Genomic DNA, 19,761 nt, shown 5'->3' on the forward strand with positions numbered 1-19,761 from the left:
GCCTAGATAGGGGGGCCGACATGGGCCGGTGTGCAGGAGCGAGCCTCAGTGGCCGCCGTGCTCGGCGACCGTCGCGCCCTCGTGCCGCGGGGTGTTCGGGCCGGCGTCGACGGGCACCTGCACCTGCACGGTGCCGGCGTTCTTGAAGTTGAAGGTGACGCCGTAGGTAAGGCCCGGCACGATGTCCTTGGTCAGTCCGGTGATCTCGACCAGGATCGGATGCGCGTTCGGGTCGGCCGGCTGATCGGGCGAACCGGCGCCCTCCTGGCGCGGCGACGCGCTGTGCTCCGGCGTGGGCGTGGCGGGCGAGCTGGTGGGCTGCGCGGCGCCGGTGGTCGGCGAGGCGTTCTCGGCGCCCGCCTGGGCGGCCTTGGCGGCCTCCGGGCTCGCGGCGACGACCGTCTGGCCGGGGATCAGTTCCGGCGTGGCCGGGGTGATCTTCACCTGGCCGAGGTCGGTGGTGATGCTGACCAGCTGGTCGGTCTTGGACGAGCCCTCGTTGATCGCGCTGAACGCGACGACGGACTTGCCACCCTTGGCGTTGGTGTACTCCTCCGACTGCGGCAGCAGGATGCGCACGTCACGCAGCGCCACGTTGCCGACGGTGGCCGCGCTGCCGTTGACGGCGGGCACCTGACCCGCGGTCTGCGAGATCTGGCCGGCACCGCATCCGGACAACGCCAGCGCCGCACCGGTGGCCAGCGCGGCAACAGCGATTGCGCGCCGCGACACCTTGGTCACATTCGACGCTGTGGTGGCTTTCAGGGCAGTCACGGGTTGTCCTCCATGTCGACCGGCTCACTCCACGATGGAGAGTAGTAGTAGGCAGCGTAGTAGTTCGCAGGGTGGTCGGTGTGGACCGGTCCGGTGTAATGTTCCGCGGCGACCCGCGAGCCGCGTATCCCGTTCTGCCGCAACGGGATGCACACGCATCGCGATCTGTCAAGCCCCAAGGTCGGCCTGTTGTGGCCCCTGACCTGCGCCGTTGATCGCGGCGTTATCGAGTCGCATGTTAAACTGTGAACATCGAAAGGGGCACGGGACACATGATTTTTAAGGTCGGAGACACCGTCGTTTACCCCCACCACGGAGCGGCGCTGATCGAAGCAATCGAGACTCGCACCATCAAGGGTGTTCAGAAAGAGTATCTGGTCCTGAAGGTCGCTCAAGGCGATCTCACCGTTCGGGTTCCCGCAGAGAACGCGGAGTACGTCGGCGTCCGCGACGTCGTCGGCCAGGAAGGTCTCGACCGAGTCTTCCAGGTGCTACGCGCTCCGCACACGGAGGAGCCGACGAACTGGTCTCGGCGGTACAAGGCCAACCTCGAGAAGCTCGCCTCCGGCGATGTGAACAAGGTGGCCGAGGTCGTCCGCGACCTGTGGCGTCGGGAGCAGGACCGCGGCCTGTCCGCCGGCGAGAAGCGGATGCTGGCCAAGGCCCGGCAGATCCTGGTCGGTGAGCTCGCGCTCGCCGAGGGCACCGACGACGTCAAGGCCGAGACCCTGCTCGACGAGGTTCTCGCCGCGGCCTCCTGACCGCATCGCCTTGACGCTCAACTCCCGCCGCGTTGTGGCATTGGTACCTGCCGCCGGTCGGGGCGTTCGCCTGGGTGAATCGACACCCAAGGCATTCGTCCCGGTCGGCGGCAGTCCCATGCTCGTACACGCAGTAGACGGTCTGATCGCGTCCGGGGTCGTCGACCGCATCGTGATCATGGCGCCCATCGAGATGATCGATGCGGCCCGGGAACTGCTCGCCGCCCGTGCCCACGCGGCCAGCTCGATACCGGTCGATGTGGTGGCCGGCGGCGTAGAACGCACCGACTCGGTGCGCGCCGGCTTGGCCGCCGCCCCGGAAGCCACCCATATCCTCGTGCACGACGCGGCCCGCGCCCTGACGCCGCCGTCGTTGATCGAGCGCGTCGTGGACGCGCTGGACGCCGGTCATCGCGCGGTCGTCCCCGGCATCCCGGTGGCCGACACCATCAAGGCAGTCGACGCGGCCGGTGATGTCACCGGGACACCGGACCGCTCCGGACTGCGGGCGATCCAGACTCCCCAGGGCTTCGACGCCGCGCTGCTGCGCGAGGCCTATGCGGTCGACCTGCCCGCCACCGACGATGCCGGCCTCGTGGAGGCGATGGGCGCGACCGTCTCGGTGGTTCCGGGCGATCCCCTGGCATTCAAGATCACCGGCCCACTGGATCTGCGACTGGCGAACGCGCTGGTAGCGGACGACTCCACCGCCGCGGGCGGGGCTGCCGGCGCGGCGAACGCCGAGACCGCGGTCACCACGACGACCGAGGCGGCGGTGACCGGATGACCGATCTCACCGCGCTGCGCACCGGCATCGGCAGCGATGTGCATCCCATCGAACCCGGTCGGCCCTGCTGGATGGCCGGGCTGCTGTTCGAGGGCGACGACGGCTGCTCCGGACATTCCGACGGCGATGTGGCCGCCCACGCCCTGTGCGATGCGCTGCTGTCGGCCGCCTGCCTGGGCGATGTCGGCGCGGTCTTCGGCACCGGACGTCCCGAGTGGGAGGGCGTCTCCGGCGCCGCGATGCTGACCGAGGTACGGCGCCTGCTCGCCGAATCCGGATATCGGATCGTCAACGCGGCGGTGCAGATCATCGGTAATCGCCCCAAAATCGGGCCGCGACGCGCCGAAGCGCAAAAAATACTCGGCGAATTACTCGACGCCCCGGTTTCGGTATCCGGTACGACGTCCGACGGTCTGGGGCTCACCGGCCGTGGGGAGGGAATCGCCGCGGTCGCGACCGCATTACTCGTGCACGACGGGCGATGTAGTACCGCGTAACCGCAGTCGGCGATTCGGTGCTGATTTATCGTTCGCGCCGATCTACCGCGGCGAACTCGGCGCCGACCGCCGTATTCGCATCCGCGCCGGGCGGCCGCACCGTCGGCCTCACACTCGCTCCGGAAACATGCCCCGTCGAATCCGTTCCGGACCCGCGGTGTCATCGCATTCGATGGACCGTGGACCATAGGAGGGGCCCACCCATACCGTTGTTCAACAAGCCTTAGGATGGCTGGTCGTGACTCTGCGCCTGTTCGACACCGCGACGCGGACCCTGCGGGATTTCACCCCGCTGGTCCCTGGACGTGCGTCGGTGTACCTGTGTGGCGCCACCGTGCAGGGCGAACCCCATATCGGGCACGTCCGCAGCGGCGTCGCCTTCGACGTGCTGCGCCGCTGGCTCACCGCGAACGGCTACGACGTGGCCTTCGTGCGAAATGTCACCGATATCGACGACAAGATCCTCGCCAAGGCCGCCGCGGCGGGCCGCCCGTGGTGGGAATGGGCAGCGACGCACGAACGCGCCTTCGACCGCGCCTACGAAGCGCTCGGGGTGCTGCCGCCCTCGGTGGAACCGCGGGCCACCGGGCACATCACCCAGATGGTCGAGATGATGCAGCGGCTCATCGACCGCGGCCACGCCTACGCGTCGAGCGGCAATGTGTATTTCGATGTGCGCAGTTATCCGGAATACGGTGCGCTGTCCGGGCACAAACTCGAAGATGTGCAACAGGGCGAGAGCGCCGGCGAGGGTAAGCGCGATCCGCGCGATTTCACGCTGTGGAAGGCCGCGAAACCGGGCGAGCCGACCTGGCCCTCGCCATGGGGACCCGGGCGTCCGGGCTGGCATCTGGAATGCTCGGCGATGGCCGAGTTCTACCTCGGGCCCGAATTCGATATCCACTGCGGTGGTATGGATCTGGTTTTTCCGCACCACGAGAACGAAATCGCCCAATCCCGCGGCGCCGGAGACGGATTCGCGCAGTACTGGCTGCACAACGGGTGGGTGACGCTCGGCGGCGAGAAGATGTCGAAATCGCTCGGCAACACGCTCTCGGTGCCGAATATTCTCGCCCAGGTGCGGGCCGTGGAATTGCGGTTCTATTTGGGCAGTGCGCATTACGCGTCGATGCTCGAATATTCCGAACAGGCGCTGGCGGATGCCGCGCAGACCTATCAGCGACTCGAGGCATTCGTGCAGCGCACCGTCGAGCGGGTGGGTGAGGTCGCGGTCGGGAAATGGACCGACGCCTTCGCCGAGGCGCTGGACGACAGTCTCGCGATCCCGAAGGCCCTGGCCGAGATTCATCGCGTGGTGCACGAGGGCAATCGGGCGTTGGAAGCGGGCGCGGGCGAATCGGCGCGCGAGGCCGCCGGACAGGTGCGGGCGATGCTCGGAATTCTGGGCGTCGATCCGCTGGATGCGCACTGGGCCGGCCCGAAGGACACCTCGGCGGCCGAATCCGCGCTCGACGTCCTGGTGCGGGCCGAACTCGAACGCCGCCAGCAGGCCCGCCGCGAAAAGGACTGGGCCACCGCCGACGCCGTGCGCGACCGGTTGGGCGCGGCCGGAATCGACGTCGTCGACACTCCCGGCGGCTCGGATTGGTCGCTGGCCAAATGATTCTCCCAGCGAAGCCTGCTGATCGGGTGCGGGTGTCGCGACCGACACGAAAGGCATACTGATGGCAGGAAATTCGCAGCGACGAGGTGCGATCCGTAAGGGCGGCACCAAGAAGGGCGCCGTCGTCGGCAGCGGTGGTAAGCGCCGTCGCGGACTCGAGGGCCGCGGCGCCACCCCGCCCGCCACCATGCGCAAGAACCACCCCGCCGCGAAACGCGCTGCGGCGGCGGCGAAAGCGGCCAAGGCGACGCAGGGGCAGAACCGCGCCCGGCCCGGTACCCGCAAGGGTGACGACGGGCCGGAGTTGGTGCTCGGCCGCAATCCGGTGGTGGAGTGTCTGCGCGCGGAGGTTCCGGCCACCGCGCTGTACGTCGCGCTGGGCACCGAGAACGACGACCGCCTCACCGAGTCCGTGCAGCGCGCCGCCGATGCCGGAATCTCCATCCTGGAGGTGTCGCGCATCGACCTGGATCGGATGAGCACCAACGGTTTACATCAGGGCATGGCCCTGCAGGTGCCGCCGTACCGCTACGCCCATCCGGAGGATCTGCTGGACAGCGCCCGCGCTTCGGGGACCGCCCCGCTGCTGGTGGCGCTGGACAACATCTCCGATCCCCGCAACCTGGGCGCGGTGATCCGTTCGGTCGCCGCGTTCGGCGGGCACGGCGTGGTGATTCCGCAGCGCCGCAGCGCCAGCGTCACCGCGGTCGCCTGGCGCACCAGCGCCGGCGCCGCGGCCCGGCTGCCCGTGGCGCGTGCGACCAATCTGACTCGCACACTGAAGGATTGGGCCAAGGCAGGTCTGCAGGTGGTCGGCCTCGATGCCGGCGGCGACACCGTCCTCGACGACTTCGACGGCACCACACCGACCGTCGTGGTCGTCGGCTCGGAGGGCAAGGGCCTGTCGCGCCTGGTCCGCGAAACCTGCGACACCATCATCAGCATCCCGATGGCCGGGCCGGTGGAGTCGCTCAACGCCTCGGTGGCAGCGGGAGTCGTGCTGGCCGACATCGCCCGCCAACGCCGCTGAGCGGGGGGCAGCCGGGCTATCGGCCAGTGAGTTCTGCACCGTCGCAGCCGTTTGCGAGGCAGCAGGCGCTTACCCCACGCGGGTGAACGTCTACGAGGCGTGCACCATGGTGGTCTCGGCCCGCCTCGATTTTGGAGCGACGGAGCGAGGGAGCGCAGCGACTGAGCGGAGGAGTGAAAAATCGAGGCCCAAGGGGCCGAGACCCCCGCCGAAGCGAAGCGTAGGCCGAAGATACAGCTTTTAGGGTGGGCACGCCTTAAACTCGCACGGTGGCCATGAATCAACCCGACTACTGGGGATCGCTGCCTGAGCCGCCGACCGGTAACCCGGTCGAACACCCCCATGCGACGACGGTGCTGATCCTGGGTGTGCTGAGCCTATTGTGTTGTGGCGCATTGGGTCCGGTGGCATGGGTGATGGGCAAGCGGGCGCTCGACCAGATCGAGATGTCCGGCGGCACCATCGGCGGCCGATCGCAGGTGGTGGTCGGCTATGTGGTCGGCATCGTCGGCACCGTACTGATGGTGTTGTACGCGTGCGTCTTTCTGTTGATGCTCATCGGCGGGCGCTGACCGGGCGGCTCCGGGGGAACTCGCCGGCGGTGGCTCCGTAACCGGTCCGAGGTCGAAGCGCCCGGCTTCGCAGGACTAGGCCGGTTCCTCGGCGGTGCCGTCGAGACCGCGACGCTCGCCCGGCGACGACAACTCGCCCGCGGGCCATTCGGCGCTGATACTGCCCTTCCACTGTGGCTGGCGGCGGTCGCGAAACGCCGCCATGCCCTCGGCCGCGTCCACGCTCTTGCCGACGAAGCCGTGCAGCTCGGATTCCAGCCGGCCGACCGCCTCGGGGCTCATCCCCAGGCCCTCCCAGAGCAACCGTTTGGTCAGAGCGGTCGGTAGCGGCGCGGAACCGGCCGCCAGGTCGTGCGCCACGGCCAAGGCGGTCGGCAGTACCTCGCCCGCCGGCAGACTGCTGTTGGCCACGCCCATCTGGCGCGCTTCCTCACCGTCGAAGGTGCGGCCGGTGAGCATGATGTCGGCGGCGTTGGCCATTCCCGCCAGCCGCGGCAGTGTCCAGTGCGCGTAGCCGTCGGCCATCGCGCCGCGACGCACCTGATTCAGCCCGTATACGGCATCGGTGGCCATGTATCGCAGATCGCACTGCAGGGCCAGCGACAGCCCGATCCCCACGGCATGCCCGTTCACGGCCGCGATCACCGGCTTGCGGATTTGCCACGGCGGCGGATCGATCGTGCCGCGCACGTCACCGACGCGGGCGGACAGATCGGCGCCCGCGCAGAACGCGGGCGGCGTCCCGGTGATCACCACCGCCCGAATCGCGTCCTCGGTATCGCAGCGCCGCAGCGCGGTCCCGAGCTCCACCGCCATCGTGGGCGTCATGGCGTTCTGCTGTGCGGGACGGTTGAGCGTGAGTACGGCGACACCGGCGGACACATCGACCTGCAGTTCCGAACTCATGCGACGATCCTAGGTTTGGGTGATCTTTCCCGACCACCTTACTGGCTGTGTTATCTGCCTCCGCTTCGCTGCGGCGGGGTGAACGGCTCATAGACGTACGCCTTGACAGATGGCAGCAGGCGCAGGACCGCTATCCCCGCAACACTTGGCGGCCGATCGCGTACTTGTGGACCTCGGTGGGGCCGTCGTAGAGGCGGAAGGCGCGCATATCGCGGAAGATCATCTCGACCACGGTTTCGTCGCTGATGCCGATGCCGCCGAGGACCTGGACGCAGCGGTCGGCGACCTTGAACAGTTCCTCGGACACATACGATTTGGCCATCGAACTCTCGTGGCGAGCCTTGTGGCCCTGGTCCATCAACCAGCAGGCGTGCCAGATGGTCAGGCGGCACTGGTGCAGGGCGATCTCGTTGTCGGCGAGCATGAAGGACACGCCCTCGTGCTCGCCGATCGGCTTGCCGAAGGCCGTGCGGGTCTTGGCGTGTTCGACGGCGATGCTCTGGGCGCGTTCGGCGGCGCCGAGCCAGCGCATGCAGTGGGTGAGGCGGGCGGGGGCCAGTCGCAGCTGGGCGTAGCGCAGCGCCTGGCCGCTCTCTCCCAGCAGCGACTCCTTGGGCAGGATCAGATTCTCGAAGCGCACGACGCCGTGGCCGCCGACGTAGTTGCGGTCCATCGTGTTCATGGTTCGCTCGATGACGATTCCGGGCGCGTCCCCCTCGGTGAGGAACAGGGTCGGGCCCGCGGGGAGGTGGTCGTTGTCCTCGAGTTTGGCCATGATGATCCACGTCTTGGCCCCGTCGGCCCCGGTGATCAGCCATTTGCGGCCGTTGACGGTGAAGTTCTCGCCGTCGAAGGTGGCGGTGGTGGCGAGCTGGCCGGGATCGGATCCGGCGCCGCCCGGCTCGGTCATCGCGAAGACCGAGCGCTGACGGCCGTCGATCACCGGCATCAGGAAGCGGTCGACCTGCTCGGTGTCGGCGACCTTGGACAGTAGGAACATGTTGCCCTCGTCGGGCGCGGCGCAGTTCATCGCGACCGGTCCCAGCGTGGACCACCCGGCGGCCTCGTACAGCACGGCCTGTTCGACGTGGGTGAGCCCGCGGCCGCCGAGTGCCTCGGGCGCCTGGATGGTGAGCAGCTTCTCGGCCCGCGCCAATTCGACCAATTCCTGGCGCAGATCGTCGTTGGGCCCGTGCGCGGTCAGGCGGGGGTCGCGCTCGAACGGAACGATCTTGTCGATGACGAACCGGCGGATGCGGTCACGTTCGGCGGCGAGGTCGGCGGGTATCGAGAAGTTAATCATGATTCACCTTATGGTCGGGGCCTGAGTGGAGCATACGTCGCCTCCCCACCGAGACTGAAGGCGATTGCCCGCAACTGCCGGACCTCGGGTCTCCCTTCGCCCGGACCCACGCGCAGGCGATCCGATCAACCCACGTTTTCGTGCAGAAACCGTTCGACTTCGGCGCGATAGACAGCGGGCTGGTCGTCGTGGACGAGATGTCCGGCGGCACCGACGACCACATGGCGCACACCCGCCCGAGCGGCCGCCATCTCCCGCATCTGACCTGGCGGCGTGATCGTGTATTCGCCCTCGATCAGCAGGGTCGGCACGCGCACCGCGGCCCATTCGGCCCAGAAATCGCGGGTGCCCCACTCCTCGGAGATGTCGCGGAAGGTCGCGACCGAACCGTGCAACCGGTAGCCGTCCCGGCCGCGCGTGAACGAGTTGAGGAAGTAGCGCCCGGCGACCGGGCCGAAAAAGTCCAGTACCGCGTCGGCGTCGGGGAACGGTTGCGGCCAGGCCTCGATCATCTCCGCCCAGTGCCGCGCGGTGCGCCCGCGGAAATCGGGCGCCATATCCTCGACCACCAGCGCCCGGACCCGCTCCGGGTGCGCGGCCGCGAACATCCACCCGTGCAGTCCGCCCATCGAATGGCCGATCACCACCATCGGTTCCGATATCGCGGCGGTCGCGGCGGCCAGATCGGCGACGAATGCCTCGGTGGTGAGCTCCGGCGGGGCCGGTCGGCCGTGCCCAGCGGCGTCGAAGGAGTGGACATGGCCGAATTCGCGCAGCCACGGCACCTGACCCGCCCAGGTCCGCGCGCTGCCCATCAATCCGTGCAGCAGCAGAATCGGCACCCCGGTGCCACCCTCGTCGTACAACATCGGCACCGACGATACGTGCCGCGCGGTGGGATTAGCCTGTGCTCATGGCTGTTGTGAAGATCAATGCGATCGAGGTTCCCGAGGGAGCCGGACCCGAACTCGAGAAGCGCTTCGCCCATCGGGCGCACGCGGTGGAGAATTCTCCCGGCTTCCTGGGCTTCCAGTTGCTGCGCCCGGTCGCCGGTGACAACCGGTATTTCGTTGTGACGCAGTGGGATTCGGAGGAGTCGTTCGCCGCGTGGCGAGACGGACCGGCCAAGGAGGCGCATGCCGGCCAGGCCCGCCAGCCGGTCGCCACGGGCGCCTCGCTGCTGGAATTCGAGGTGGTCCTCGACGTCGCGGCGAAGCCCGCTCAGTAGTTTCTCGCCGCACCCGGTGGTCGGTCCGACCACCGGGTGAGGTGCGCCGGTCGCCCCGGCTCAGCTTTCGAGGGCGGCGTCGAGTTCGATCGTCTCGACGCCGGCCAGAGCCTTGCTGACCGGGCAACCGGCCTTGGCGGTCTGGGCGGCCTGCTCGAAGCCGCCGGCGTCGATACCCGAGACCCGGCCGCGCACGGTCAGCTTGATCGCCGAGATGCGGAAACCGCCCGCGGGATCCGGGCCGAGCGTCACATCGGCATTCACGTCCAGGCTTTCGATGGTGCCGCCGGCAGCGCCGATCTGACCGGACAGCGCCATCGCGTAGCAGGACGAATGCGCGGCCGCGATCAGTTCCTCGGGGCTGGTGGTGCCCTCGGCGGTATCGGCGGTGCGCTTCGGGAACGAGACGTCGAATTTGCCGACACCGGAACTGGCCAGGTCGACCTGTCCGGAACCGTCCTGCAAGCCACCGGTCCATGCGGTACGCGCGCTGCGTGTAGGCATCGCTGTCCTTTCGTCGAGTGAGAATGAGCCGTCGCGATCGAACCTACTCGCCGCGCGCGCTCGACTCACCGCTGTCCGGCCCGGCGCGATTCCGGCGCGACGCCGCGGCGCTGTTCACGCCATATCGCGGCGCACCATCAGTGCCACTGTGCCGCAGGCGAATACCGCGATGTACACCGCCAGCACGACGAACGACGCCGGTCGGGACAGGATGTCCAGGACGCCCGGCGTCGCCGTGCCGCCCACGGTGCGCATGGCCCCGGCCGCCGAACCCGCCGCGGTCCCCGGCAGATGGTCGGTGAGCGCCCGGACAGGCGAGAAGATCGACGCGACACCGCGCAGCAGATTCTCCACGACGAGCACCCACACCAGGCCCAGGCCCACCGCCAGCGCCGGACCACGGGCGATCGCCGCGATCAGCGCGCCGGCCAGCGTCCACATACCGAGGATCACCACGCCGGTCGCGAGACCGAGCAGGGTGTGCGCGGCTGTCGGCAGCGTCGGCGTCCGATGCTCGGCGGCCCCGATCATCGCGGCCACCCCGGTATCCACCACGAACGCCGCACCGACCAGGCCCACCACCACGCTCATCAGGGAAACCACGGTTCCGCCGACCACCGCACGACGCGAGGGTCCCTGGGTGAAAACGGTTTTCCAACTGCCCCAGCCGTATCCGCTTCCCACCACCAGCGCGCCCAGGACGAGCATGAGCGCACCACCGAACATCGCCATGCCCTGGGTGAACACCTCCGGCACGGCCGCGGGCAGCATCAACTGCAACAGCACCTCGCGCGGCTGCCCGTTCGACATCCGGGAACTGCTGCCCGAGGTGTAGGCCAGATAGTTGAACAGATACGCGAAAACGAGATTCAGCGCGATCCAGGTGCCGAGCACGATCCAGAACGCGGGCCACTTCCGCAGCCGTGCGAATTCGGCCCTGGTGCAGGCCACTACGTCGTTCATCGGTGCTCCTGTTTCGTCATCTCGAAAAACACTTCCTCCAGCGACTTTTCGTCGGTGCGCAGTTCCAGCAGATCCGCGCCGGATGCGATCACCGCGCGCGCCACCTCGGGCGCCATTGCCCTGCCGGCATCGACTCTGATGCCGGCGGCGATCGGTAACGCACGGTGTTCGCCCACCACCCGGCGCACCGCCGGATAGGCCTTCTCCATCGGCTCGGCGCGCACGAGAAGTGTTGCCGCACCGCGCAATTGGCTCACGGTCGATTCGGTGAGCAACTTCCCGCCGGAGATGACGCCGACCCGATCGCAGATTTCCTGCACCTCGCTGAGCAGATGCGAGGAGAGCACGACGGTGTGCCCGTCGGCGGCCAAACCGGTCACCAGTTCTCGCATTTCGGCCATTCCGGCCGGGTCCAGACCGTTGGTCGGCTCGTCGAGTATGAGCAGATCCGGGTTGCCGAGCAGGGCCGCGCCGACACCGAGGCGCTGCTTCATGCCGAGCGAGTAGGTGCGGAACCGATCGCCTGCCCGGTCGGCGAGTCCGACTCGCGCCAGGATCTCGTCCACCTCGGCGAATCGGTCGCGAGGCCGGGAACCGGCGGTGCGCTCGGTCAGGTGGTAGCGGGCCAGCACGCGCAGGTTGTCGCGGCCGGACAGGTACGGATAGAAGCCGGGCCCTTCGATCAGAACGCCGATGCGCCGCAACGACTCCCGTTCGCCCGGATTCAGGCCCAGCACCGTCGCGGTACCGGAGGTCGGCACGATCAGCCCGACGAGCATCCGCAGCGTCGTCGTCTTACCGGCGCCGTTGGGGACGAGAAATCCGTAGATCTCGCCGCGGCGCACGGTCATGGAGACGGCGTCGACTGCCGTGTGGTCGCCGTACTTCTTGGTGAGAGACTCGGTAACCACGATCTCGGTGGCGCTGGTCCGGGTCCGCGTGACCGTGCCGGGGAACTCGCCGGCCGGATCGGCATTCGATCTGTTCATACCTCGACCATCCGCTTCGACCAGCACCGACACATCCGCCGGGGCGCCCGGCTCGGCGTACGTATCTGGACGTAATTCGCGGCGCGCGGGCTCGTGCGGCGACGCGGCGGGGTTACCGTTCGAACTGTGCAGTCGAGTAAACGGCCCGGCGCCCGGGATGTGCTGCTGTGCGTCGTCGTGGCCGTCGTCCAGCTGGGCGGCGGGCATGCGGCGAATGCGCATCAGTCCGGCGTGCGTCCACTGGATGCGCTGGGATATGCGCTGCTGGTGGCCGGCCCGCTGCTGTTGACGATGCGCGCGAGGTATCCCCGGGCGGTCTTCGTGGGCGTGCTCGCGGTCACCGTCGCCTATCTGCTGGTCGGCTACGGTTACGGGCCGGTCTTCGTATCGCTGGTTATCGCCTTCCTGACCGCGGCCTCGCGCGGCTCCCGCTGGTACACCTATCCGCTGGTGCCGCTGGGATTCCTGCTGATGGTGTGGCCGGTGCCCGCGCTGCGCGGCCACGGGCCCGGGGGCTGGCCGGTCGTCGGCATCCTGGCCTGGCTCGTGGTGCTGATCGCGATCGCCGAGGGCATCCGGCAGCGGCGTTCGGCGCTGATCGCGCGCCGGCAGCGCGTCGAGGCTGCCCGGCGCAACCGGGAAGCCGAGCGTGCCCGTGAACTGGCCGAGCGCGAACAGCGCGCGGCCCAGGAACGGCTGGCCATCGCGCGCGAACTGCACGATGTGCTCGCCCACAGCCTGTCGCTGATCAATGTCCAGTCGTCGGTGGCGCTGGAACTGCTCGACCGCAAACCCGAACAGGCCGCGACCACCCTTTCGGCGATCAAAGAGGTCAGCCGCGATGCGCTCGGCGAGGTGCACAGTCTGTTGCGCTCGATCCGCGCCGGCGCGGAAACCGTTGCGGCGCCGACCAGCCCGGCGGTCGGCATCGGCGATCTGGAATCATTGCTGGCTCCGATGCGCGCCGCCGGCACGCCGGTCCACACCCGGATTTCCGGCACACCGCGCCGGGTGCCGGTGGTGGTCGACGTCGCCGCCGCTCGCATCGTGCAGGAATCGCTGACCAATGTGCTGCGGCATGCGCCCGGGGCGGAAGCGACCGTGGCTGTCGATTATTCGCCGAGCGAGCTGTGCATCACTGTGGACAACGAGCGCTCCCCGAATTCTCCACAGTCGTCCACAACCGGTGGTGGGAACGGAATTCCGGGCATGATCGAACGCGCCCGCGCACTGGGTGGCGAGCTCTCGGCAGCACCGCGGCCGGACGGCGGGTTCGCCGTGCGGGCCCGGCTGCCGATTCCGGATCGGCCGGACGCCGGCCTACAGGAGGTGTCGTGAACGAGATCCGCGTCCTGGTCGCCGACGACCAGGCTCTGGTTCGCGCGGGATTCGCCGCGCTGCTGGACGCCCAGGACGGCATCGAGGTCGTCGGGGAGGCCGGTGACGGCGACCAGGCCCTGCGGATGACCCGGGAGCTGCATCCCGATGTGGTGCTGATGGATATCCGCATGCCGGTCCTCGACGGCCTGTCGGCCACCCGCGAGATCGCCGCCGACCCCGGCCTGTCCGAGGTGAAGGTCGTGGTACTCACCACCTTCGAACTCGACGAATACGTCTTCGAAGCCGTGTGCGCGGGCGCCACCGGGTTCCTGGTCAAACACACCGAACCCGCGGATCTGGTGAAGGCGGTGCGCGTGGTGGCTGCCGGGGACGCGCTGCTCTCGCCCAGCGTCACCCGCCGCCTGGTCGCCGAATTCGCCACCCACGCCAAACCCGCGCCCGCCGCGGCGCTGTCGGAGCTCACCGATCGGGAGCGCGAGGTGATGGCGCTGGTCGCGGAAGGGCTCACCAATGCCGAAATCGGCCGGCGCCTCTTCATGAGCCCCGCCACCGCTCGCACTCACGTGAGCCGAATCCTGGTGAAACTCAACGCCCGTGATCGAACGCAACTCGTGGTCCTTGCCTACGAGTCGGGGTTGGTCCGCCCCGGCTGGCAGTAATTCGGGGTCGGTCGCGGCTCCGGGTCAGCGACCGAATTCCGCGGCCACCGGGATCACCTCGCGCCCGAGCACCTCCAGGGGCGTCAGCTCGTCGACGCCGGCCACCCGTCCGATCACCAGATCGATTCCCACCTCCGCCATCCGCTCCAGCTGCCCCAGCACCTGGCCCACGCCGCCACCGCTCGGCCCGAGATCGAAGGCGAAGACGCAGCTCTTGCGGATCTCGCGCGGATCGCGGCCGATCTCCGCGCACAGCCGGTCCAGCAGTTCGATCTTGCTCGCCAGCTCCGGCCCCGGCCGCAGACTCGCCACATCCGCGTAGCGCGCCACCAGCGGCAATGTGCGCCGCTCACCGTCGCCGCCGACGAGCACGGGTGGATGCGGGCGATGTCCGCCCGCCGGCGGATTCCGCACCACCTGCGGAGCGTTCAGCGGGCGCTCGACGTGAAAGTGCTTGCCGGATACGGGTTCCGGACCGCCCCGCGCACCGGTCCACATGGCCCGGCAGATCCGCAGCGCCTCCTCCAGCATGTCGTAGCGGTCGCGCAGCGGCGGGAACGGCAGGCCGTACCCTTCAACATCGCCGGTGGAGGTGCCCGTCCCGATTCCCAGCCAGGCCCGGCCGCCGGACAGCACATCCAGGGTGGTGACCAGCTTTCCGAGCATGGCCGGATGCCGATAGTGCACCCCCGACACCACCGCGGTCAGCTCCACCCGCGAGGTGTGCGCCGCGATGAACGACAGTGTCGAATACGCCTCCAGCACATTCTGTTCCACCCGTCCCAGCCATGGGCTCTGCCAGAGATGATCACCCACCGCGACGACTGAGAACCCGCTGTCCTCGGCCGTGTGGACGACCTCGGCCAGGCGCGATCCGATGCGTTCGGAGGGGGTGTCCAGCGCGAAGTTCGTCAGATGCAATCCGATATCCATGACTTTCACCCTCTGCCTCGCGGCAGCGCGAATCATCCGTCCGGAGAACACATCCCGGGTACGTCCCCGCGCGTAGTCAGCGGGTGACGCCGAGCTCGAGCCCCTGTCGGATCGCCTGCTCCACCGGCGAATACGCACCGTCGGGCCGGTCCAGCACGCACGGTTCGTGCAGCAGCAGCGGCGGCTGGGCCATGAATTTCGGGTTCCGGCCTCGATGCGCCTGGGCGGCATGCACCAGGAACGGATGGCACAGATACACATCTCCGGCCCGACCGGTCGCCGCCATTTCCGGAAGGTCCGCGGTGGCGGCGAAGTCCTCGACCAGGTCCGACATCGCGACTCCGGCCACACCGTACGGTTCCAGCACCTTCGCCATGCGCAGATGCGAGCCCATCCGGATCCGTGTCGGCGCATCGTCGGGGCCGACATCGGAGAACAGGAACAGCATCAGCAGCCCCCGCCCCTGCGACCGCACGTTGATGCGCCACCGCAGATAGTCCTGCGGATCCTCGCCCGGGAAACTCGCATCGATATGCCATCCGTCGTCACCCGGCGGCTGCTCGCTGGGGAAGCGAATCGGGAAGGTGCCCAGTCCCTGAGCGGCGACCCATCGGCCCGCACCGACCAGCCGATCGCACGCCTGGGCCAGCACTGGGCTGCGCGCGGCCCGGGCGAACGGCGGGTCCGCGAAACCGGGCAGCCGGACCACCGGCCGCGTCCACGTTCCGGAATCCGCCGGATCGCATCCGGTCGCGCGCCAGAGTATTTCCCGCGCCTCGGCCGCGGTGGACTCGGAGAACGCACCCTCCACTCGGACGAAACCGTCGGAGATGAAGTCTTGCACCTCGGCATCGGTCAGCACACAGCCCTCATTCCGCTCGCGAACATCGCCAGCATGGAACAGGTTCCCGCGCGGCCGCCACTCATTTTCAGGGCAGGCAGCCGCGGATACGACGATGCCGGCCACCCCGTCGGGGTGACCGGCATCGGTCGGTTCGTACGGACTACTTACTCGCCCGAGGCCTCCGGAGCGGTCTCACCGGCGCCGGCCAGCGCCGCGACCGGTTCGGCTTCCGCCTTGGCGGGCTTGGCCTTACCGGCGAAGGTGAACTTGGCATCCTCGCCGGCGCCCTCGCCGTCCCAGTTCTCGACGTCGACCTCGACGATCTGGCCGGGGCCGATCTCGCCGAACAGGATCTTCTCCGAGAGCTGATCCTCGATCTCGCGCTGGATGGTCCGGCGCAGCGGGCGAGCGCCCAGCACCGGATCGAAACCGCGCTTGGCGAGCAGGCTCTTGGCCTTCTCGGTGAGCTCGATCTCCATATCCTTGTTCCGCAGCTGCGTCGCGACGCGGTTGATCATCAGATCCACCATCTCCACGATCTGCTCGTTGGTGAGCTGGTGGAAGACGATGACGTCGTCGATACGGTTGAGGAACTCCGGACGGAAGTGCTTCTTCAGCTCGTCGTTGACCTTGAGCTTCATCCGCTCGTAGTTCGAGCCCTCGGCGTTGGACTGCGAGAAGCCCAGACCCACGGCCTTCGAGATATCCGAGGTGCCGAGGTTCGAGGTGAAGATCAGCACCGTGTTCTTGAAGTCCACGGTCCGGCCCTGGCCGTCGGTGAGGCGGCCGTCCTCCAGCACCTGCAACAGGGTGTTGTAGATCTCCTGGTGGGCCTTCTCGATCTCGTCGAACAGCACGACCGAGAACGGCTTGCGGCGCACCTTCTCGGTGAGCTGGCCGCCCTCCTCGTAGCCGACGTAGCCCGGAGGGGCACCGAACAGCCGCGAGGCGGTGAAGCGGTCGTGGAACTCGCCCATGTCGATCTGGATGAGCGCGTCGTCGTCGCCGAACAGGAAGTTCGCCAGCGCCTTGGACAGCTCGGTCTTACCGACGCCGGACGGACCGGCGAAGATGAACGAACCGGACGGACGCTTCGGATCCTTCAGGCCGGCGCGAGTACGGCGGATGGCCTTCGACACGGCCTTGACCGCGTCCTCCTGGCCGATGATCCGCTTGTGCAGCTCGTCCTCCATGCGGAGCAGACGGGTGGTCTCCTCCTCGGTGAGCTTGAACACCGGAATACCGGTCCAGTTGGCCAGCACCTCCGCGATCTGCTCGTCGTCGACCTCGGCCACGACGTCCAGATCACCGGAACGCCACTGCTTCTCCCGCTCGGCGCGCTTGGCGACGAGCTGCTTCTCCTTGTCGCGCAGCCGCGCGGCCTTCTCGAAGTCCTGCGCGTCGATGGCGCTTTCCTTCTCCCGGCGGGCATCGGCGATCTTGTCGTCGAATTCGCGCAGGTCCGGCGGAGCGGTCATCCGGCGGATGCGCATCCGCGCGCCCGCCTCGTCGATCAGGTCGATCGCCTTGTCCGGCAGGAACCGGTCGTTGATGTACCGGTCGGCCAGCGTGGCCGCGGCCACCAGCGCACCGTCGGTGATGGACACCCGGTGGTGCGCCTCGTAGCGGTCGCGCAGGCCCTTCAGGATGTTGATGGTGTGCTCGACCGTCGGCTCGCCCACCTGGACCGGCTGGAACCGGCGCTCCAGGGCGGCGTCCTTCTCGATGTACTTGCGGTACTCGTCGAGGGTGGTGGCACCGATGGTCTGCAGCTCACCGCGGGCCAGCTTCGGCTTCAGGATCGAGGCCGCGTCGATCGCGCCCTCGGCGGCACCCGCACCCACGAGCGTGTGCAGCTCGTCGATGAACAGGATGATGTCGCCGCGGGTGTTGATCTCCTTGAGCACCTTCTTCAGGCGCTCCTCGAAATCACCGCGGTAGCGGCTGCCCGCGACCAGGGAACCCAGGTCGAGGGTGTAGAGCTGCTTATCCTTCAGCGTCTCCGGCACCTCGCCGTTGACGATGGCCTGAGCGAGACCCTCGACGACGGCGGTTTTACCGACGCCGGGCTCACCGATCAGGACCGGGTTGTTCTTGGTGCGGCGGCTCAGCACCTGCATGACGCGCTCGATCTCCTTCGAGCGGCCGATGACCGGGTCGAGTTTGCCTTCGAGTGCGGCCTGGGTCAGGTTGCGGCCGAACTGGTCGAGGACCAGCGAGGTGGACGGGGTCCCGGATTCGCCACGAGCACCGGACTCCACCGCCTCCTTACCGCCCTGGTAGCCGGACAGCAGCTGGATGACCTGCTGCCGCACCCGGTTGAGGTCGGCGCCCAGCTTCACCAGCACCTGGGCCGCGACGCCTTCGCCCTCACGAATCAGGCCGAGCAGAATGTGCTCGGTGCCGATGTAGTTGTGGCCGAGCTGCAGCGCCTCGCGCAGGCTCAGCTCCAGCACCTTCTTGGCCCGGGGGGTGAAGGGGATGTGACCGGACGGCGCCTGCTGGCCCTGTCCGATGATCTCCTCCACCTGGCTGCGCACACCCTCGAGCGAAATTCCCAGCGACTCCAGGGACTTCGCCGCGACACCCTCACCCTCGTGGATCAGGCCCAGCAGGATGTGCTCGGTGCCGATGTAGTTGTGGTTGAGCATCCGAGCCTCTTCTTGGGCCAGGACAACGACCCGCCGCGCGCGGTCGGTGAACCTCTCGAACATCGCTCCCTCACTTCCTGCTCCGCTATCCACGGCATCCGGCGCTGCTGTTGTGCTTCGTGCTTCACACCTGTGGCGCCAGCCTGCCATGAAGCCCTGGGGTTGCATCCCCCGCCTCTACTGTAGTTGGCGGGGGTCACGGCCGTCGTCCGTCTACCCTATTGCGAACGGGCGACACCGCGAGTCATACCGTTCTAACGCGGCTCCAACCCGGAACGTTTCCCCAGCAACTACGCCCACAGCTGAATTTTCGGGCCCCCTTCCCGACGTCGGGGTTCGCGGCCCCGAAACTCGGCCGCGAATCTCCGCGCGACGTCCTCGCCGACGGAACTATCCGGTGAGCGGTGGGATGAAATGGCAGGGCACGGGGTGCGGATCGTCCGGATCCAGGGCGTTGAGGGCGAACGCGGCCGCCCGGTCGCTGCCCGCGATGCCCGCGTGCTCCGAATAGTCCGACGCGCAGCCGTCCTGGACCACGATGTTCGTCGTCGTCGGTCCGGGTACCAGGGCAACGGTGTACGGGACCACCAGCTCGTCGTAGCGGGTCTCGATATTGGTGTAGGTGACGTCCGGGTCGTAGACGCCGTCGGAGTTCAGGGAGCGGAGGAAATCCGTACTGCCCGTCATCTGCGCGCAGGCGGCACAGGGGCTCACGCCCAGGACGCCGTCGAAGGCCGGCTCCGCGCCCAGGCGCCGCGCGAACTCACGAGCCGGATCGATCACCGGGCCGAAGGTGCCCAGCCACGGCGCGGCGATCGCCACGAACTTGTCGACCTTGTCCGAACCGCCCAGCCGCTTGACGAAGTAGTTGCCCACCAGATTGCCCTGCGAATGCGCGATCAGATCGACCTTCGCGGCGCCGGTCGCCGCCAGCACCCGGTCCACTAACTCCGCGAGCTGCGCCGAACTGTCCTCGATCGGCCGCATGCCGCCGATCGCCGAGAGCGGCCACGGCAGGTCGTAGGCGCCGTAGGTCAGCGAGTAGACGCAATATCCCTCGTTGGCCAGCAGCGGCGCGTACACGCCCCAGTTCGTCTGCGCCCCGCCGCCGGTGCCGTGCACCAGCACCACGGGTTCGGGATGCGCGGCGCTGGGCCGGCACGACCAGTCGTCGGCGCCGGGCAGGGAACCACCCGGATTTCGCAGCTCATACGGAATGCCGGAGAAGAAGTTGTAGTCCACCGGATATTCGGCGTGGGCCGCCGCTGCGGCGGTCACCCACAGGGTGCTCAATACCGCCAGGACGAGGATGGATCCGGGTAACCGGCGCAGCAGACGCGGCGCACGCACGGGATGAGACGACATCGAGAGCTCCAAAAACTAGAACGCGTTTCA

General features: G+C 68.2%; 20 protein-coding genes. 9 read left to right on the top strand and 11 right to left on the bottom strand.

Annotation, left to right across the window (positions count from 1 at the left end):
* Positions 1 to 45: 45 nt before the first annotated feature.
* Positions 46 to 774, bottom strand: a complete 729-nt coding sequence (locus A5789_RS29595) for a hypothetical protein (RefSeq protein WP_063010102.1) — start codon at positions 772 to 774, stop codon at positions 46 to 48.
* A gap of 272 nt (positions 775 to 1,046) precedes the next feature.
* On the opposite strand from A5789_RS29595, the gene carD reads away from it, so the two are divergent.
* From carD to A5789_RS29625, 6 genes are all read left to right on the top strand, one after another.
* A complete protein-coding gene (carD, locus tag A5789_RS29600) occupies positions 1,047 to 1,535 on the top strand; it encodes an RNA polymerase-binding transcription factor CarD (RefSeq protein ID WP_019931623.1) in 489 nt (162 codons plus the stop codon).
* A gap of 10 nt (positions 1,536 to 1,545) precedes the next feature.
* Positions 1,546 to 2,322, top strand: coding sequence for a 2-C-methyl-D-erythritol 4-phosphate cytidylyltransferase (gene ispD, locus A5789_RS29605; RefSeq protein WP_082856664.1), 777 nt, complete (start codon positions 1,546 to 1,548; stop codon positions 2,320 to 2,322).
* Between the two features lie 14 nt (positions 2,323 to 2,336).
* On the top strand, positions 2,337 to 2,819 hold the full coding sequence (ispF, locus tag A5789_RS29610; RefSeq protein ID WP_063010212.1) for a 2-C-methyl-D-erythritol 2,4-cyclodiphosphate synthase: 483 nt from the start codon (positions 2,337 to 2,339) through the stop codon (positions 2,817 to 2,819).
* A 238-nt stretch (positions 2,820 to 3,057) separates the two neighbouring features.
* Complete coding sequence (gene cysS / locus A5789_RS29615; protein WP_064903602.1) at positions 3,058 to 4,443, top strand: cysteine--tRNA ligase; 1,386 nt, start codon at positions 3,058 to 3,060, stop codon at positions 4,441 to 4,443.
* Between the two features lie 61 nt (positions 4,444 to 4,504).
* Positions 4,505 to 5,473 carry a 23S rRNA (guanosine(2251)-2'-O)-methyltransferase RlmB gene (gene rlmB, locus A5789_RS29620; RefSeq protein WP_063010106.1) on the top strand — a complete coding sequence of 323 codons (969 nt, stop codon included), beginning with the start codon at positions 4,505 to 4,507 and terminating at the stop codon, positions 5,471 to 5,473.
* A 275-nt stretch (positions 5,474 to 5,748) separates the two neighbouring features.
* The gene (locus A5789_RS29625) at positions 5,749 to 6,045 is read left to right on the top strand and encodes a hypothetical protein (RefSeq protein WP_063010108.1); all 297 of its coding nucleotides are present in this window, start codon (positions 5,749 to 5,751) and stop codon (positions 6,043 to 6,045) included.
* A gap of 75 nt (positions 6,046 to 6,120) precedes the next feature.
* Here the strand turns inward: A5789_RS29625 and A5789_RS29630 are convergent, their stop codons facing one another.
* The 3 genes from A5789_RS29630 to A5789_RS29640 form a co-directional block, all read right to left on the bottom strand.
* Positions 6,121 to 6,951, bottom strand: coding sequence for an enoyl-CoA hydratase/isomerase family protein (locus A5789_RS29630; protein ID WP_063010110.1), 831 nt, complete (start codon positions 6,949 to 6,951; stop codon positions 6,121 to 6,123).
* A gap of 130 nt (positions 6,952 to 7,081) precedes the next feature.
* Positions 7,082 to 8,254, bottom strand: a complete 1,173-nt coding sequence (locus tag A5789_RS29635) for an acyl-CoA dehydrogenase family protein (protein ID WP_030517325.1) — start codon at positions 8,252 to 8,254, stop codon at positions 7,082 to 7,084.
* Between the two features lie 125 nt (positions 8,255 to 8,379).
* Complete coding sequence (locus tag A5789_RS29640; protein WP_064903630.1) at positions 8,380 to 9,123, bottom strand: alpha/beta fold hydrolase; 744 nt, start codon at positions 9,121 to 9,123, stop codon at positions 8,380 to 8,382.
* A gap of 44 nt (positions 9,124 to 9,167) precedes the next feature.
* On the opposite strand from A5789_RS29640, the gene mhuD reads away from it, so the two are divergent.
* A complete protein-coding gene (mhuD, locus tag A5789_RS29645) occupies positions 9,168 to 9,482 on the top strand; it encodes a mycobilin-forming heme oxygenase MhuD (protein ID WP_030517327.1) in 315 nt (104 codons plus the stop codon).
* A gap of 60 nt (positions 9,483 to 9,542) precedes the next feature.
* Here mhuD and A5789_RS29650 read toward each other — a convergent pair whose 3' ends face one another.
* The 3 genes from A5789_RS29650 to A5789_RS29660 all read right to left on the bottom strand — a co-directional run bounded on the left by A5789_RS29650 (position 9,543) and on the right by A5789_RS29660 (position 11,938).
* Entirely contained in the window at positions 9,543 to 9,986 is a 444-nt protein-coding gene (locus A5789_RS29650) for an OsmC family peroxiredoxin (RefSeq protein ID WP_030517328.1), read from the bottom strand.
* A gap of 114 nt (positions 9,987 to 10,100) precedes the next feature.
* Entirely contained in the window at positions 10,101 to 10,949 is an 849-nt protein-coding gene (locus tag A5789_RS29655; RefSeq protein ID WP_063010112.1) for an ABC transporter permease subunit, read from the bottom strand.
* Positions 10,946 to 11,938: an ABC transporter ATP-binding protein gene (locus tag A5789_RS29660; protein ID WP_082941056.1), complete on the bottom strand. Its 993-nt coding sequence runs from the start codon at positions 11,936 to 11,938 to the stop codon at positions 10,946 to 10,948. The genes A5789_RS29655 and A5789_RS29660 overlap by 4 nt, the downstream gene beginning before the upstream one ends.
* Before the next feature lie 126 nt (positions 11,939 to 12,064).
* On the opposite strand from A5789_RS29660, the gene A5789_RS29665 reads away from it, so the two are divergent.
* The gene (locus A5789_RS29665; RefSeq protein WP_064903604.1) at positions 12,065 to 13,276 is read left to right on the top strand and encodes a sensor histidine kinase; all 1,212 of its coding nucleotides are present in this window, start codon (positions 12,065 to 12,067) and stop codon (positions 13,274 to 13,276) included.
* Entirely contained in the window at positions 13,273 to 13,938 is a 666-nt protein-coding gene (locus A5789_RS29670; RefSeq protein ID WP_064903606.1) for a response regulator transcription factor, read from the top strand. The genes A5789_RS29665 and A5789_RS29670 overlap by 4 nt, the downstream gene beginning before the upstream one ends.
* Before the next feature lie 24 nt (positions 13,939 to 13,962).
* On the opposite strand, the gene A5789_RS29675 is transcribed toward A5789_RS29670, so the two are convergent.
* From A5789_RS29675 to A5789_RS29690, 4 genes are all read right to left on the bottom strand, one after another.
* A complete protein-coding gene (locus A5789_RS29675; RefSeq protein ID WP_064903607.1) occupies positions 13,963 to 14,871 on the bottom strand; it encodes an LLM class flavin-dependent oxidoreductase in 909 nt (302 codons plus the stop codon).
* A 76-nt stretch (positions 14,872 to 14,947) separates the two neighbouring features.
* Positions 14,948 to 15,733, bottom strand: coding sequence for a phytanoyl-CoA dioxygenase family protein (locus A5789_RS29680; RefSeq protein WP_064903609.1), 786 nt, complete (start codon positions 15,731 to 15,733; stop codon positions 14,948 to 14,950).
* 146 nt (positions 15,734 to 15,879) lie between these two features.
* Positions 15,880 to 18,429 (bottom strand): ATP-dependent Clp protease ATP-binding subunit, encoded by a 2,550-nt coding sequence (locus A5789_RS29685; protein ID WP_063010122.1) that lies wholly within the window; start codon positions 18,427 to 18,429, stop codon positions 15,880 to 15,882.
* Between the two features lie 327 nt (positions 18,430 to 18,756).
* Positions 18,757 to 19,731: a triacylglycerol lipase gene (locus tag A5789_RS29690; RefSeq protein ID WP_064903611.1), complete on the bottom strand. Its 975-nt coding sequence runs from the start codon at positions 19,729 to 19,731 to the stop codon at positions 18,757 to 18,759.
* Between the last annotated feature and the right edge of the window lie 30 nt (positions 19,732 to 19,761).

The organism is Nocardia sp. 852002-51101_SCH5132738 (assembly GCF_001665695.1).
In the GTDB taxonomy this organism is placed as follows: Bacteria; Actinomycetota; Actinomycetes; order Mycobacteriales; family Mycobacteriaceae; genus Nocardia; species Nocardia nova.